Genomic DNA, 14,725 nt, shown 5'->3' with positions numbered 1-14,725 from the left:
GTCAGGCGGCGAATTCGGACCGGATCCGGTCCGTATCGGCGCCAAGGGCGGGAACGCTGGGGACCGTTGCGAACCCCTCCGACCGCCCTGCCGGCATCGGCACGGAGATGCGCCTGCCGTCCGGCAGCGCCACCTCTGTCCGGCGCAACGCCTTGTGGTGCGGCAGGTCGTTCATTGCGCTCACCCGGCCCCAGGCGATCTGCGCCTCGTTGAGACGGTTTATAGCCACTTCGCAGTCGATTGCCGCGAAGATCGGTTCGATCTCGGCGTCGAGTGCCGTGCGATTGGCCACCCGCCAGGCATTGGTGGCGAAGCGTTCGTCGGCGAACAGATCCTGCCTTTGCAGCACGAGCGTGCAGAAGCGCTTCCATTCATTGTTCTGCTGGATGGACACGACCACGCTGCCATCCCGACAGGCATAGGGTCGATAGGGGTAGATCGAAGCGTGCGCCAGGCCATATCTCTGGGTCTCACGGCCCGCATATTCGTAGTGCAGCAGCGGCACGGTCATCCAATCGGCCATGGCGTCGAACATGGCAATCTCGACAATGCGACCGCGCCCAGTCTTCTGGCGCGCGAGCAAGGCTTCGAGGATCGCTGCATGGGCATTCATGCCGGTGGCGATGTCGGCGGCGGAAACCCCGACCTTGCTCGGCGTGTCCGGTGTGCCGGTAACGGCGCAGATGCCGCTTTCGGCCTGCACCAGCATGTCGTAGGCGCGCATGGCCGCGTAGGGCGTGTCCTGCCCGTAGCCAACGATGTTGATGGCTATCAGCCGAGGAAACTCCTTCGCGATTGTATCGGCCGAGAGGCCGAGCCTGTCGATGGCGCCCGGCACGAGATTCTGCACGAGGACGTCGGCGCGCGCGACCATCCGGTGCAGGAGAGCCAGGTCGTGCTCGGTCTTCAGGTCGAGCACCGCGCTCTCCTTGCCGCGGTTGAGCCAGACGAAGTAAGCGGACATGCCCTCCACTGCGGAATCGTAGTGACGCGCGGTTTCGCCTTCCGGGCGCTCGATCTTCACGACGCGTGCGCCGGCATCGGCAAGGCGGACCGTGCAGAGCGGAGCGGCGACGGCCTGCTCGATCGAAACGACAAACAGGCCCTCCAGTGGGCGGGCGCCGTCAGACATTGCGCTGCACTCCCGAGCGCGCCAGCACACCAGGCTTCAGCCGCTCGTTCTTGCCGTAGTCCTCGGCTGCGTGGAAGAACAGATGCGGCGTGCCATCAATGTCCTCAAGCCTCTTGCGGTAGGCTTCCAGATAGGCCTTGCGGCCATCGTCGCCGACACGGCCCGGCATATAGGCGACGAAGGGCGGCAGCACGTCGAAGCCGGAATAGCGCAGCAGACCATTGTGGATCGGCCACAGCACCGTGAGGATGTCGCCGTCGATGCCATCGGGCGCGTAGGTGTCGGCCGACGTGCCCGTGGTGGCGGCCACCATGGCGAGCTTTCCCCTGAACATGCCGGTGTCGTATTTGCGGCCCGGCATATAGGCGAAACCGCGCGCGAAGACGCGATCGGCCCAGCCCTTGAGCATTGCAGGCATTCCGAACCACCAGACCGGGAACTGGAACAGCACGAAATCCGCCCGCTTCACCTTTTCGACCTCGGCGTTTATGTCGGCCGCGAGTGCGTCGGCCTCGTAGGCGGCGGTCTGCTCGCGCGGCAGGCTGAAGAAGTCTGGATCGTTGCGCTCGCCCGATATGTCGCCCGGCCCTGCGACAGGATTGAAGCCCATCGCATAGAGGTCGCTGACAACCACGTCGTGGCCGGCGCGGGTCAGGGTTTCCACGGCGAGATCCTTCATGGCGCCGTTGAAGGATTTTGCTTCCGGGTGGGCGTAGACGATGAGGACGTTCACGGACGACTCCTAGTAGGAACGCGGCAGTCCAAGCACGTGCTCGGAAAGGTATGACAGGATGAGGTTGGTCGAGATCGGCGCGACCTGATAGAGACGCGTCTCGCGGAACTTGCGCTCGACATCGTATTCTTCAGCGAAACCGAACCCGCCATAAGTCTGGATGCAGACATTGGCGGCTTCGTTCGAAGCGTCGGCCGCCAGCATCTTGGCCATGTTGGCTTCAGCGCCGGGGTTCTTGCCGGCCTCGTAGAGGCTCAGCGCCTGGCGCACCATCAATTCAGCTGCGCGCATGTTGGCGTAGGCCCTTGCGATCGGGAACTGGATGCCCTGGTTCTGGCCGATTGCCCGGCCAAACACATGCCGCTCCTTTGCGTAGGTGCTGGCCTTTTCGATGAACCATTTCGCATCGCCGATGCACTCGGCGGCAATCAGGATACGCTCGGCGTTCATGCCCGAGAGGATGTAGCGGAATCCCTTTCCCTCTTCGCCGATCAGGTTTTCGACCGGCACGCGCAGATCGTCGAAGAAGACTTCCGTGGTGGCATGGTTCATCATGGTGCGGATCGGCCGGATTGTGAGGCCGTTGCCGACGGCTTCGCGCATGTCGACGATGAGGACGGAGAGGCCGTCGGTCTTTTTCATGCCGTCCTTCAGCGGCGTGGTCCGCGCCAGCAGCAGCATCAGATCGGAATGCTCGGCACGGCTGGTCCAGATCTTCTGGCCCTTGACCACGAAATGATCGCCGTCGAGGCGAGCAGTAGTCTTGAGCGCGCCGGCGTCGGTGCCGCTGCTCGGTTCCGTGACGCCGAAGGCCTGCAGGCGCAATTCTCCTGTGGCGACCTTCGGCAGATATCGCTGCTTCTGGGCTTCCGAGCCGTGGCGAACAAGCGTGCCCATCGTGTACATCTGGGCATGGCAGGCGCCACCATTGCAGCCGGCGCGCTGGATTTCCTCCAGCACGGCAGCGGCGGCCGAAAGCGGCAAGCCCGAGCCATCATAGGCCTCCGGGATCAGGATCGAGAGCCAACCGGCCTGCGTCAGCGCTGCGACGAATTCACCGGGGTAGGTCATGTCCCTGTCGAGTGCGCGCCAGTATTCTCCGGGAAAGCGCGCGCACAACCTGGCGACGGCATCGCGAATGTCCTGGTAGTGTTCCATGAGGTTTGTCCGGCTTTTCGTCTTGCTGCAGGCCTCACTATCGCGCCTCGACGCCCTATCCGCAATGCAAGGCAGGCGTGAGCAGATATAACGAAATTCAAATGCTTATGGCGGAGGACCGAGAAGCTGGCCAACCCAGACGGCCCGCCCGACAAGATCCTTGGCGATGTCCTCGATCGCTTGTCCGGCAAACCGCGCCAGCCGCGAGGCAGGCCGGTCCGCCGGGTATGCAAGGATCAGGCGGCGCACGGGCACCGGATCGATCAACGGCGCGGCGGTGAGCAGCCCGGCGGTCACGTCGGCATGGATAGGAGCGAGCGGCAGGATCGTCCAGCCATGGCCGTTGCGCACTAGGTCCTTCAGCGCGGAGTATGAGTCCGCTTCGATGCCGACATCGAGCGTGATGCCGGCATCCGTGGCGCAGCGTTCGACGATGATGCGCAACCCGTGCTTGATGCTGGGCAGCAGCAGGCGCTTGCCCGCGAGCGAGGCGAACGATACGGCGCGCACGGTTGAAAAACCCGCGTCCGGCGGTCCGATCAGGAACAGGTTTTCCAGGAGCAGCGGGCGCGAGCGCAGCGAACGCGCCATCCGCGGGTCGTAGAGCACCGCAACGTCCACCTCGCCGCGGTGCATCCAGTCCAGCAGATAGCCGGTGTAGGCACTGACAAGCCTGAGCTTGGCCTTGGGATGGGCCTTGCCGAAGGCGGCCGCCAGCGGTAGCGAAATAATGTCGGCAACGGTGGGCGGCAGGCCGATGGCCACTTCGCCGGTTAGCGGCGCATCGGCGGGCGTGGCCGTGGCGCGGATCTCGTCGATCTCGGCCATCACGCGCATGGCGTGCGCCAGCACCTCCTTGCCCTGCTCAGACAGCACCATGCCGCGTCCATGGCGCAGGAAAAGGGCAAAGCCCAATTCCTCCTCCAGCATGCGCACCTGCCGGCTGAGCGCCGGCTGCGCAATGTGCAGCCGGTCGGCGGCCTTGCTGAGGCTGCCGAGTTCGGCGACGTGGATGAGCGTGCGTAGCTGCGATAACTCCATGAGCTATCGAATATCATTATATCTGATCACAATAAAGGGACGAAGATTAGATTGGACAGCCGAGGTAACCTGGTTCCAATCCAAATTCCCGGGGGTCCAAGGTGACGGCGAGCATAGAAGCAAAACATCCGCAAGCGGCAGCACTTGCAGCCGCTCCGGCGGCGTCTGAAAAGCAGTGGCCGGATCCGGTCTATGACGTGCTCAAGGCCGCCGGCATCAGCCAGATGTCCTACGTGCCCGACGCAGGCCACACCACATTGATTGAGCGCTTCAGCACGGATCCCGAGGTTGTCACCAATGTGCTGACGACGGAGGAGGAGGGCATCGCCATTGCCGCAGGCTCCTGGCTCGGCGGCAAGCGGAGCGTCGTGCTCATGCAATCCTCAGGCGTCGGCAATTGCATCAACATGCTGTCGCTTCCCGTGCAGGCGCGCTTTCCCCTGCTCGTCCTGGTGACGATGCGAGGCGAGTGGGCCGAGTTCAATCCGTGGCAGGTGCCAATGGGGCAGGCGACGGAGGCCTCGCTGAAGGCGATCGGCCTCAGGGTGCTGCGCGCCGAGACCGGTCCCGATCTCGTGGAGACGGTGGCGCAGGCAGCCTTGATGGCTTTCGACGCCGACCAGCAGATTGCCGTGCTGATCGGGCAGCGGCTGCTCGGCAAGAAGAAGTGGTGAGCGACATGAATTTACCGACGATGGACCGCCGGGTTGCGGTGAAGAAGCTGCTTGACGCCCGCGACGGAGCCCTGGTCGTGACCGGTCTCGGCTCGCCGAGCTACGACGTGCATGCTGCCGGTGACCGCAACGACAACTATTATCTGTGGGGCGCCATGGGCGGTGCTGCGCTGATCGGCCTGGGGCTTGCCCAGGCCCAGCCGCAGAAGCGGGTCATGGTGATCACCGGAGATGGCGAACAGCTCATGGCGTTCGGTTCGCTGGCGACGATCTCGGTGGCGCGGCCGAAAAATCTCGACCTGATCGTGCTCGACAATCAGCATTTCGGCGAGACCGGCATGCAGTCCAGCCATACCGGCAAGGGCATTGGTTTCGACAAGGTCGCGGCCGCTTGCGGTTTTTTGAAGACCGCCGAGCTGCGTACGCTGGAGGAGGTCGACACGCTGTGTGAAGAGCTTCGGCATCCGGCCGACGGTCCGCGCCTTTTCGTGCTGAAAATCACCGCCGAGAACCTGCCGCGCTCGCTGCCGCCGCGCGACGCGGTCGAGGTCAAGAACCGCTTTCGCGCCCATCTGGGCTTTACCACCTGTTGAGGACCGATATGGCGCTGGTCAGTTTCCAGAACACGGTCGGCGGTCGGTTGCAATCGACAGCCGATACATTCGAGAGCCATGATCCGTTCACCGGCAGGCCCTGGGCGCTGATTCCGCGCGATGGACAGGCCGAGGTGGATGCCGCCGTAGCCTCCGCCAAGGCTGCTTTCCGGTCGAAGGAGTGGGCCGGGATCACGCCCACCGCGCGCGGCAAGCTGCTCGTGCGGCTGGCTGAGCTGATCGCGGAGAACGCGGATCGCATTGCCGCCATCGAGACGCGCGACAATGGCAAGCTGCTCACCGAAATGACGGCACAGCTGCGCTATATCCCGGAATGGTTCCGCTATTTCGGCGGTCTTGCCGACAAGATCGAAGGTGCGGTGCTGCCGATCGACAAGGCTGGCATGTTCGCGTTCACCCGCCACGAGCCGCTGGGTGTCATTGCAGCGATCGTGCCCTGGAATTCGCCGCTTTTACTCCTGACATGGAAGCTCGCGCCGCTGCTGGCGGCAGGCAACACTGTCGTCATCAAGCCGTCGGAACACGCCTCGGCCTCGACGCTGGAGTTCGTGAAACTGTTTGCGCGGGCAGGCTTCCCGCCCGGCGTGGTCAACACCGTTACCGGCATGCCGCTTGATGTCGGCGCGCCACTCGTCTCTCATCCCGACGTCGCCAAGATCGCCTTCACCGGTGGTGAGCCTGGCGGGATCGCGGTCTATCGAGCGGCTGCCGAACAGCTAAAAGTCGTCACGCTGGAGCTCGGCGGCAAATCGGCCAACATCGTCTTCGACGACGCCGACATCGAGGGCGCGGTCAACGGCGCGATCTCAGGCATCTTCGCCGCCAGTGGCCAGACCTGCATCGCGGGTTCGCGGCTGCTGGTGCATCGCAAAATCCACGACCGGTTCGTGGAGAGCGTCATAACGCTGGCGGCCAGCGCTCGACTGGGCAATCCGGCGCTGCAAGAGACGCAGGTCGGGCCGATCACCACGCAAGCCCAGCGCGAGAAGGTGCTGTCCTATCTCGGCATCGCGCGCCGCGAGGGTGCGCTTTGCGTGCTGGGCGGCGGCAAGCCGGCCTCGGGTGAATTGGCCGAGGGCTGGTTCGTCGAGCCCACCATCTTCACTGGCGTGAACAACACCATGCGGATCGCGCGCGAAGAGGTGTTCGGACCGATCCTTTCGGTCATTCCGTTCGACGACGAGGAAGAGGCTTTCGCCATTGCCAATGACAGCCCCTACGGGCTGGCGGCAGGAATATGGACCAGCGACATGGGCCGGGCGTTGCGCGGCGCGGCCGCAATGGAGGCGGGGATGGTCTGGATCAATTCATACCGTGCCGTCTCCTACATGGCGCCCTTCGGCGGCTACAAGAGGAGCGGTATCGGGCGCGAAAGCGGGCAGGATGCCATCAATTCCTATCTGCAGACCAAGACGGTGTGGATAGACACCGCCGGCAAGACCGCCAATCCCTTCGTTATCCGCTAGGCTAGGCTTCGGTGGGAGAATCCCCATCCGTAGCCAAGCTCGGCCCATACTCCTTGAGACGGTGGCCGACTTACAAATGATCGAAGGATTGGACATGAGACAGGCAGGCAAGGTGGCGGTTGTCACAGGCGCGGCGCGCGGCATCGGACGCGCTTGCGCGGAACGCTTTTTGGCCGAAGGCGCGAAGCTCGTGCTCGGCGACATCAATGCCGTGGAGCTAGAAAAATGTGCCGCTGAAATCGGCACCACCGACAGCGTCCTGGCGGTCGTTACGGATGTCAGCAAGAAGGAACAGATCGATGGGCTGATTGCAGCGGCGGTGGCGAAGTTCGGCCGTGTCGACATCATGGTCAACAATGCCGGCATCGCTCCGGTCCAGGACTTTCTCGACATCACAGAGGCGGACTACGACAGGGTTCTCGCCGTCAATCTGAAGGGCGCGTTCATGGGCACCCAGGCGGCCGCCCGCCAGATGATCGCGCAAGGTGGAGGCGGCGTCATCATCAACATGTCGTCGATCAATTCGGGCCTCGCCAACCCGCGTGTCGCCACCTACGCGATCTCCAAGGGCGGCATGAACCAGGTCACCAGCACCGCGGCCGTCGCCTTCGCTCCCCATGGCATCCGTGTGGTCGGTGTCGGCCCGGGCACCATCGCCACGGACATGGTCATGGACGGGACATTCATCGATTCGGAAGAAATGAGACGGGCGGTCCTTTCGCGTACACCGCTCGGGCGCCTCGGCACGGCAGCCGAGATCGCCTCGGTCGTGGCGTTCCTGGCCAGCGACGACGCTTCCTACATCACCGGCGAGACGATCTACCCCGACGGGGGGCGCCGCGTGCTGAACTATACGGTCCCGATCAAGGAGTGAGAAGAATGGGGAGTGACGACATGGGTAATTTCGAAAAGCTGCATCACATCTGCATCGTCGTGCACGATATCGACAAGGCGCAGGCCTACTACGACTCCATCGGCATCGGGCCATGGGAGCCCTATCCGCCGCTGGCTGAATACGAAGAACTGCAGGTCCCAAGCCCCGAGGGTTTCAAGGCGATGCAATATCGGATTTGCAACTTGCCGAACGTTCAGCTGCAGCTGTGCCAGCCGAACGGCGATCCTTCACCGCAGCGAATTCATCTCGACAGCAAGGGTGAAGGTGTCTTCCATATCGGCTTCGAGGTTCGTGATGCGGACGCAGCCGAAACCAAGGCGAAAACCGACGGACTTGCCGTGCTGATGCGCGGGCGCCGGGAAAACCGCACCGGCTTCACCTACTACGACACAGCCGACAAGGCAGGCGTGATCCTGCTGACCCGGGCGACCAATCTGCCCGGCAAATGATCTTCGCGCGAAGGATTGGGGCTGGACAAGGAGACGGGGCGACTGATCAGCTGCCCCGCAATTCCTCAAGCCGGTCGACCAGGAATTTGCCGCTGGTGATGATATGCATTTCCAAAAGGCCGACGGCGCGCAGCGTATCCTTGGCTTCGCACAGGTCGATGAGCTGCCAGTGGTCGCGGTCGGACTGGGCCTGGATTTCGGTGAGCGTCACCATCATGCGCGTGTAGCGTTCCAGCTGCTGGTAGATGCGCCCGACCAGTTCGATCGTCGCCTTGCGGCCGGACGGCGCGTAGAGCGCGGCGTGGAAGTTCCAGTTGAGCTGGTTCGAGTACTCGCCTGTCTTGCCCTGCTCCTGGTGCTGCTTTGCGCGCTCGCGGGCCAGCGCGAGGTCTGCCTCCGTCATCCTTGGAATGGCCAGGGCTAGCAGCCATGTTTCGATCCGGGCTCGCAATTCGTAGAGCTCGAGAATCTCGTCCAGGGAAATGGAGGTAACGACGGCGCCCTTGTGGGAAACCAGCGTGACGAAGCCTTCCGAATGAAGCTGATGCAGCGCCTCTCGCACCGGAATTCGGCTGACGCCGAACTCGGTGGCCAGATGCTCCTGCCGCAGCTGAAAGTTGGCCTCGTATTCGCCGATCAGGATCTTCTGCCTGATGGCATCGGCGACCTGGGTCGAGATGGTTTTCTTCTGTACGAGCATGAATCAGCCTGAGGCGGCCGCCGTGTTTGTTGACTGGCGCCGTTTTGATTGAAGAAGTGGACGCATAGCACCGTTGTCACTGCGATGCCATGTCGCCCGTTTCGCTTCAGTAGACATGTTCCTCGATAGGCTGATTGCCAGCGATCCGTTCGTAGCGGAAGGCCGAGAGGTCGACAGATCGGTACTCGCCGTAGGCAATGAGGTCGCTGACGCCCGACCCGGTCGCCGCCGCGTGCATCATGCCGTGGCCGCTGAAGCCGGTGGCCAGGACGAAGTTCGAGATCTCGGGATGCCGGCCGATGATGCCGCTGTGGTCGAAGGTGTTGTACTCGTAGAGCCCCGCCCAGGCGCGCAGCATGCGCAATTGTTCGAAGCCTGGCACACGATAGGCGAGTGCTGGCCAGATCAACTCGTCGAACAGGTCGTAGTCCACATCCAGGCCGAAATCGTCCGGGTCGTTCTCGCGTACCGGTGGAATACCGCACAGGAAGAGCTGACCTTCCGGCCGCAGCCAGAGGCCGCTTGTGTCGAAGATGAAGGGGCAGTTCTCGATCCTTGCCGGTGTTTCGAAGACGAAGACGCATCGCTTGCTCGGGACGACCGGTAGGTCGGCGCCGGCCATCCTGGCAATGCCCGCGCTCCATGGCCCGGCCGCGTTGATCACCGTGCCGGCGGCAAGCCGGTCGCCATTGTCCAGAACCACTTCGCCAACCTTGCCGGGAGACGCCATGGTCAGTCCGGTCACGGTCGCGGCAAGATAGTCCACGCCCTGCGTGCGTGCCTTGCGGCGGAATGCCTGCATCAGGCCGGGGCCGTCGAACCAGCCTTCGCTGCCAAGGCCGAGCGAGCCAAGGGCGAGATCGTCCGTGTTGAGCCATGGGAAGCGTCGCGCCAGATCGGCCTGCTCGATCAGTTCGGCGTCGACGCCCATGCCGCGCTGAACGCGGTTCTTGGCACGCTGCGCGTCGGCCCGCTCGGGTGTCGCCAGCACGAGGTAGCCGGGCTCATGCAGGCCGATGTCGGCCAACTCGTCGCCGATGGCAAGCCGCGTCTTTACCTGGCGCAGGAAGTCGATGCTGAACTTCGACATGGCAATGTTGGGCGCCGTGCCGAACTGCTGGCGGATGGCGCTGGTCGACAAGGAAGACGAGGACGCCGTGTAGTACGGGTCCCGCTCGATCACCGCGATCCTGCCATCGAAATCCGGATTGGCTGACAGAAAGTAGGCGATCGAGCTGCCGACAACGCCGCCGCCGACGATCACCACATCATAGTTTGTGCCCATACCAATCGCGTTCCCTATCTCGAATATCATCCGCGGCGACAAGGATTGGATATCTTCCTCTATCGGTCCACGTCCAAAACGAGACATAACCCGGTCTTCGATGCAGAAAAAGAGGTTTGACGTGAAAAACAGAATACATTATCCAATTTGTAACAGATATCACCTGCCCGGCAACGTCGCGGCAGCCATGCCGAGGATTTCCCGTGGGCCTCATCGCTCCCCGTCTCGACGTCATCAAGCCAAGCCCCAGCATGGCGGTCACCGCGCGGGCAATCGAAATGCGTTCGGCCGGCATCGACGTCATCAGCCTGAGCGCCGGCGAGCCGGATTTTCCAACGCCACCGCACATCGTCGAGGCGGCCTACGAGGCGATGCGCAGGGGGGAGACGCGCTATACGGCGGTCGACGGCACCGCCGCGCTGAAGAAGGCGGTGGCCGGAAAATTCAGGCGCGAGAACGGCCTCGATTACAAGCCTTCGCAAATCAGTGTCGCGGGCGGCGCCAAGCAGATCATCTACAACGCCCTGCTGGCAACGCTGGCCCCCGGCGACGAGGTGGTTGTCCCAGCGCCCTATTGGGTTTCCTACACCGACATCGTCCTGCTCGGCGAAGGCAAGCCCGTGGTCGTTCCCTGCACGGAGCCGCAGGGCTTCAAACTGACACCGCAAGCCCTGCGAGCCGCGATCACCGGGCGCACCAAATGGCTGCTTCTCAACACGCCTTCCAACCCGACAGGCGCCGTCTACAGCCGCGACGAACTTGCGGGGCTGGCGGGGGTGTTGCTCGATCACCCGCATGTGCACGTTCTGACCGACGACATCTACGAGCATATCCTGTTCGATGGACGAACCTTCCATACCATCGCCGGCGTCGAGCCGAGGCTGAAGGACCGTACGCTGACAGTGAACGGGGTGTCGAAGGCCTATGCCATGACCGGCTGGCGGATCGGCTATGCCGGCGGGCCGGAACCGCTGATCCGCGCCATGGCGACCGTGCAGAGCCAAAGCACGTCCAACCCGTCATCCATCTCGCAGGCCGCGACCATTGCCGCACTGGAAGGTCCTCAGGACTTTCTTCGCCCTCGGGCGCTCGAATTCCAGGCACGGCGCGACCGCGCTTTGGATCTGCTGCGCGCGATTCCCGGTCTCACCTGCCGGACGCCCGAGGGCGCCTTCTATCTCTATCCCAATTGCTCGGCCCTGATCGGTCGTCGCCGCCCGGACGGCACTCCTATCGGCAGCGACGACGACTTCTCGCTTTACCTGCTCGATCAGGCGCGGGTCGCGGTGGTGCAGGGCTCTGCCTACGGCCTGTCGCCGCATTTCCGCATTTCCATAGCCACGTCGATGGACCTGATCGAAAAAGCGATCGGGCGTATCGCCGAGGCTGTCGAAGCGCTGCGGTAGGGCCGGCGATGGATCTCGACTTCGTCCAGAAGCTGATCGAATTTGTCTCGCGTTCGCCCATTGCCGAGTTGGAGATCGAGCGCGATGGCGTTCGTATCCGCATGTCCAGGCAGGGGGTGCTGGCGCAATCCGCGTCGCAGCCTTCGCCGCAGTCGGGGTCAGCCGCCGGCCCTGCCGTCTTCACAAATCCGGCTTCGACAGCTCCGCCCATCGCGCGGCATTCGATCCGCGCGCCGCTGACCGGCGTGTTCTACCGTTCCGGCACCGAAGGCGAACCGCCGCTCGCTTCGGTTGGCGATGTGGTCGTGGAAGGGCAGAAGGTCGGTGTCCTCGAAGCCATGAAGACGTTCAACGTCGTGGAATCCGATCGCGCTGGGCGGATCGTCCAGATCGCGTTGGACGACCATGCCGCCGTGCAGTCCGGCGATGTGCTGTTCGTTCTCGAAGATTTGGGCTAGCGGCGATGTTCGACACCGTCCTTATCGCCAACCGCGGTGAAATCGCGCTGCGCATCCTGCGCGCCTGCCGCGATCTCGGATTGAAGACGGTGGCAGCGCACTCGGAAGCCGACGCGAGCCTTCGCCATGTCGCGCTGGCGGACAGGGCGATCTGCATCGGGCCGGCTGCGGCGACGGAGAGCTATCTCAATATCGCCGAGATCATCGCGGCCGCGCAACTCACCGGCGCGGGCGCGATCCATCCGGGCTATGGTTTCCTCTCGGAAAACGCCGCCTTCGCCGAGGCCGTCGAAAATGCCGGCCTCGCCTTCATCGGGCCGTCGGCCGCGGCGATCCGCACCTTGGGCGACAAGGTCTCCGCCAAGCGCACGATGATCGCTGCCGGCGTTCCCTGCGTTGCAGGGTCGGAGGGGGCGCTGCCGCAGGACGAGCAGGCAGTGCGCGCCATTGCCGAGGCCATCGGCTATCCGGTCATCGTCAAGGCGGCGGGCGGCGGCGGCGGGCGCGGCATGCGCATCGTGCGCGAGCAGCGCGCTCTGTTGGAAGCCGTTTCGATGGCGGTGAAAGAGGCGGACCGGGCCTTCGGCAACCCGCAAGTCTATCTGGAGAAATTCCTTGAGCACCCGCGCCATATCGAGATTCAGATTCTGGCGGACAAGCATGGCAAGGCGGTGTGGTTAGGCGAGCGGGATTGCTCCATGCAGCGCCGCCACCAGAAGATCATTGAGGAGGCGCCGGCGCCCGGCATCGCCCGCGAGGCGATTGCCGAGATCGGCGAGCTGTGTGCCCACGCATGCCTAACCATCGGCTATACAGGCGCGGGCACGTTCGAATTCCTCTACGAGGACGGGCGCTTCTCTTTCATCGAGATGAACACCCGCGTGCAGGTGGAGCATCCCGTCACGGAACTTGTCACCGGCATCGATATCGTGCGCGAGCAGATCCGCATCGCCCGGGGCGAAGCCCTGTCGTTCAGCCAGGAAGACATCCGCATCCAGGGCCACGCCGTCGAATGCCGCATCAACGCTGAAGATCCCTACAGCTTTCGCCCGCATCCGGGCCGGGTCGAGCGCTGGACGCCGCCCGGCGGCCCGGGAATCCGCGTCGAATCGCATCTCTACTCCGGTTACACCGTGCCGCCGCACTACGATTCCCTGGTGGCCAAGCTGCTGGCGCATGGCGCGACGCGGGCCGAGGCGATCCGGCGCATGAGCGGCGCGCTGGGCGAGATGGAGGCTGTCGGCATCGCCACCAACGCGCCGCTCCACGGCCTCCTGATGGAGGAGCCCGGCTTTGCCGCCGGCGGCTTCGATATCCATCATCTTGAACGTCTCATTGAAGGCGGTCTGCTCCAGGGACGAGGCGGCGATGACGGTTGAGGAGCTCGAAAGGCTGGCCGGCTGGTGTGTTAGCGCCGGCATCGGCGAGATCGAAGTGTCGGAGGCCGGCTTTTCGTTGCGCCTGCACATGCAATCCGTTGTTCCCTCGACACCCGCGGCCGAAGCCCCGAAGGCCGAAACGGTCTTCAAAGGCGTGCGCGCGCCCGGCGTCGGCGTGTTCCGTCTCGATCATCCAACGACCGGTCGGCCGGTTGCCGACCCTGGCCAGGTGGTTCGCAAGGGCGAGACGGTCGGCGTCCTGCAGGTCGGCCCATGCCTGAAGGCCGTGCTCGCGCCGGTAGACGGCGTGCTGGGCGCGGCGCTGATCGAGGACGGAGCGGTCGTCGGCTACGGCACGCCGCTCTACGAGCTGGTGTGAAGCAAAGGCGATGGTTCGAACCACTGAGGAAAGCGCCATGGCGGCCCAAGGATTGCAGGTCGATATCAATTCCGACATGGGCGAGGGTTTTGGAGCCTACAGGCTCGGCGACGATGCGGCGATCCTCGACATCGTCAGTTCCGCCAATGTCGCCTGCGGCTTTCATGCCGGCGACCCCGAGATCATGGCTGCCACCTTCTCGATGGCGCGCGACAAGGGCGTTGCCGTTGGCGCGCATCCGAGCTTCGCCGATCTGTGGGGGTTCGGACGCCGCATCATTCCGCATTCCATGGATGAGATCGAAAGGCTGGTCGCCTACCAGATCGGCGCGGCGCAGGCGCTTTCCGCCTATGCCGGCCACCCGATCCACTATGTGAAGGCGCATGGCGCGCTAGGCAATCTTACCCAGACCGATCGTGGCGTCGCCGAAGCGGTGACGCGCGCGGTCAAGGCCGTCGATCCCGGCCTGATCTGCCTGGTCATTGCGCTCGGCTTCCAGGACAGGATCGCGCGCGACGCTGGGCTGACGGTCAGGTCCGAGATATTCGCCGACCGCGCCTATACGGAGGAAGGCTTCCTTGTTTCGCGCAAGCTGGAAGGCGCTGTCATCCACGACGCCGAGAGGGCAGCCGAACGGGTCGTCCGAATGGTCAAGCAAGGCGCCATCGAGACGCTTTCCGGGCAGATGCTGCGGACGCCGATCGATTCGATCTGCGTCCACAGCGACACGCCGGCTGCCGTCGCCATCGCCGCGCATGTCAGGAGACGGCTTGAGGCAAGCGGCGTCAGGGTCAGAGCGTTCGCGGCCTAAGCGACCGAACGGTTACGCGGGCCGGGGCCAAGGGCACCGCCCGGGGGGTTTAGAACAACCACCGACGAGGGGGCGTGGCCCGGGGGGGTAGGGGGGGTTGGGGGGGGGCGGGGGGGGATTTAAAAAGACCGCGCCCCCCGCACGG

General features: G+C 64.0%; 16 protein-coding genes. 10 read left to right on the top strand and 6 right to left on the bottom strand.

What is annotated here, in order from left to right; all coding sequences use genetic code 11:
• Position 1: 1 nt before the first annotated feature.
• The 4 genes from NKI99_RS26535 to NKI99_RS26520 all read right to left on the bottom strand — a co-directional run bounded on the left by NKI99_RS26535 (position 2) and on the right by NKI99_RS26520 (position 4,064).
• Complete coding sequence (locus NKI99_RS26535; protein WP_352442506.1) at positions 2-1,132, bottom strand: CaiB/BaiF CoA transferase family protein; 1,131 nt, start codon at positions 1,130-1,132, stop codon at positions 2-4.
• The gene (locus NKI99_RS26530) at positions 1,125-1,865 is read right to left on the bottom strand and encodes an NAD(P)H-dependent oxidoreductase (protein ID WP_023809533.1); all 741 of its coding nucleotides are present in this window, start codon (positions 1,863-1,865) and stop codon (positions 1,125-1,127) included. The genes NKI99_RS26535 and NKI99_RS26530 overlap by 8 nt, the downstream gene beginning before the upstream one ends.
• Positions 1,866-1,874: 9 nt before the next feature.
• A complete protein-coding gene (locus NKI99_RS26525) occupies positions 1,875-3,023 on the bottom strand; it encodes an acyl-CoA dehydrogenase family protein (protein ID WP_352612682.1) in 1,149 nt (382 codons plus the stop codon).
• A gap of 105 nt (positions 3,024-3,128) precedes the next feature.
• Entirely contained in the window at positions 3,129-4,064 is a 936-nt protein-coding gene (locus tag NKI99_RS26520; RefSeq protein WP_127267891.1) for a LysR family transcriptional regulator, read from the bottom strand.
• Positions 4,065-4,165: 101 nt separating this feature from the next.
• Between NKI99_RS26520 and NKI99_RS26515 the strand changes: the two genes are divergently transcribed.
• From NKI99_RS26515 to NKI99_RS26495, 5 genes are all read left to right on the top strand, one after another.
• Positions 4,166-4,738 carry a thiamine pyrophosphate-binding protein gene (locus NKI99_RS26515; protein ID WP_023809530.1) on the top strand — a complete coding sequence of 191 codons (573 nt, stop codon included), beginning with the start codon at positions 4,166-4,168 and terminating at the stop codon, positions 4,736-4,738.
• Positions 4,739-4,743: 5 nt separating this feature from the next.
• Positions 4,744-5,331 carry a thiamine pyrophosphate-dependent enzyme gene (locus NKI99_RS26510; RefSeq protein WP_023809529.1) on the top strand — a complete coding sequence of 196 codons (588 nt, stop codon included), beginning with the start codon at positions 4,744-4,746 and terminating at the stop codon, positions 5,329-5,331.
• Between the two features lie 8 nt (positions 5,332-5,339).
• The gene (locus NKI99_RS26505; protein WP_352442507.1) at positions 5,340-6,818 is read left to right on the top strand and encodes an aldehyde dehydrogenase; all 1,479 of its coding nucleotides are present in this window, start codon (positions 5,340-5,342) and stop codon (positions 6,816-6,818) included.
• Positions 6,819-6,912: 94 nt separating this feature from the next.
• A complete protein-coding gene (locus NKI99_RS26500; RefSeq protein WP_023809528.1) occupies positions 6,913-7,692 on the top strand; it encodes an SDR family NAD(P)-dependent oxidoreductase in 780 nt (259 codons plus the stop codon).
• 20 nt (positions 7,693-7,712) lie between these two features.
• Entirely contained in the window at positions 7,713-8,162 is a 450-nt protein-coding gene (locus NKI99_RS26495; RefSeq protein ID WP_023809527.1) for a VOC family protein, read from the top strand.
• Positions 8,163-8,208: 46 nt separating this feature from the next.
• On the opposite strand, the gene NKI99_RS26490 is transcribed toward NKI99_RS26495, so the two are convergent.
• Together NKI99_RS26490 and NKI99_RS26485 are read right to left on the bottom strand one after the other, a co-directional pair.
• The gene (locus NKI99_RS26490; protein ID WP_023809526.1) at positions 8,209-8,862 is read right to left on the bottom strand and encodes a GntR family transcriptional regulator; all 654 of its coding nucleotides are present in this window, start codon (positions 8,860-8,862) and stop codon (positions 8,209-8,211) included.
• Positions 8,863-8,968: 106 nt separating this feature from the next.
• Positions 8,969-10,147 (bottom strand): NAD(P)/FAD-dependent oxidoreductase, encoded by a 1,179-nt coding sequence (locus NKI99_RS26485; protein ID WP_352442508.1) that lies wholly within the window; start codon positions 10,145-10,147, stop codon positions 8,969-8,971.
• 203 nt (positions 10,148-10,350) lie between these two features.
• On the opposite strand from NKI99_RS26485, the gene NKI99_RS26480 reads away from it, so the two are divergent.
• From NKI99_RS26480 to NKI99_RS26460, 5 genes are read left to right on the top strand one after another with little or no spacing between them, the layout of a single operon-like run.
• Positions 10,351-11,553, top strand: coding sequence for a pyridoxal phosphate-dependent aminotransferase (locus tag NKI99_RS26480; RefSeq protein ID WP_352442509.1), 1,203 nt, complete (start codon positions 10,351-10,353; stop codon positions 11,551-11,553).
• An 8-nt stretch (positions 11,554-11,561) separates the two neighbouring features.
• Positions 11,562-12,011, top strand: coding sequence for an acetyl-CoA carboxylase biotin carboxyl carrier protein (locus NKI99_RS26475; RefSeq protein WP_023809523.1), 450 nt, complete (start codon positions 11,562-11,564; stop codon positions 12,009-12,011).
• Between the two features lie 5 nt (positions 12,012-12,016).
• A complete protein-coding gene (gene accC, locus NKI99_RS26470) occupies positions 12,017-13,390 on the top strand; it encodes an acetyl-CoA carboxylase biotin carboxylase subunit (RefSeq protein ID WP_023809522.1) in 1,374 nt (457 codons plus the stop codon).
• Positions 13,380-13,769, top strand: coding sequence for an acetyl-CoA carboxylase biotin carboxyl carrier protein (locus tag NKI99_RS26465; protein ID WP_023809521.1), 390 nt, complete (start codon positions 13,380-13,382; stop codon positions 13,767-13,769). The genes accC and NKI99_RS26465 overlap by 11 nt, the downstream gene beginning before the upstream one ends.
• Positions 13,770-13,806: 37 nt before the next feature.
• Positions 13,807-14,580 (top strand): LamB/YcsF family protein, encoded by a 774-nt coding sequence (locus NKI99_RS26460; protein WP_031212611.1) that lies wholly within the window; start codon positions 13,807-13,809, stop codon positions 14,578-14,580.
• Positions 14,581-14,725 lie beyond the last annotated feature (145 nt).

This window comes from Mesorhizobium sp. M0239 (assembly GCF_040321815.1).
Classification (GTDB): Bacteria; Pseudomonadota; Alphaproteobacteria; order Rhizobiales; family Rhizobiaceae; genus Mesorhizobium.
This window is presented reverse-complemented; position numbering and strand designations above follow the sequence as displayed.

Coding starts and splice junctions, on each gene's coding strand:
- NKI99_RS26535 (WP_352442506.1), bottom strand. CDS start 1,132: ATGTCTGACGGCGCCCGCCCACTGGAGGGCCTGTTTGTCGTTTCGATC.
- NKI99_RS26525 (WP_352612682.1), bottom strand. CDS start 3,023: ATGGAACACTACCAGGACATTCGCGATGCCGTCGCCAGGTTGTGCGCG.
- NKI99_RS26520 (WP_127267891.1), bottom strand. CDS start 4,064: ATGGAGTTATCGCAGCTACGCACGCTCATCCACGTCGCCGAACTCGGC.
- NKI99_RS26510 (WP_023809529.1), top strand. CDS start 4,744: ATGAATTTACCGACGATGGACCGCCGGGTTGCGGTGAAGAAGCTGCTT.
- NKI99_RS26505 (WP_352442507.1), top strand. CDS start 5,340: ATGGCGCTGGTCAGTTTCCAGAACACGGTCGGCGGTCGGTTGCAATCG.
- NKI99_RS26500 (WP_023809528.1), top strand. CDS start 6,913: ATGAGACAGGCAGGCAAGGTGGCGGTTGTCACAGGCGCGGCGCGCGGC.
- NKI99_RS26495 (WP_023809527.1), top strand. CDS start 7,713: ATGGGTAATTTCGAAAAGCTGCATCACATCTGCATCGTCGTGCACGAT.
- NKI99_RS26490 (WP_023809526.1), bottom strand. CDS start 8,862: ATGCTCGTACAGAAGAAAACCATCTCGACCCAGGTCGCCGATGCCATC.
- NKI99_RS26485 (WP_352442508.1), bottom strand. CDS start 10,147: ATGGGCACAAACTATGATGTGGTGATCGTCGGCGGCGGCGTTGTCGGC.
- NKI99_RS26475 (WP_023809523.1), top strand. CDS start 11,562: ATGGATCTCGACTTCGTCCAGAAGCTGATCGAATTTGTCTCGCGTTCG.
- accC (WP_023809522.1), top strand. CDS start 12,017: ATGTTCGACACCGTCCTTATCGCCAACCGCGGTGAAATCGCGCTGCGC.
- NKI99_RS26465 (WP_023809521.1), top strand. CDS start 13,380: ATGACGGTTGAGGAGCTCGAAAGGCTGGCCGGCTGGTGTGTTAGCGCC.
- NKI99_RS26460 (WP_031212611.1), top strand. CDS start 13,807: ATGGCGGCCCAAGGATTGCAGGTCGATATCAATTCCGACATGGGCGAG.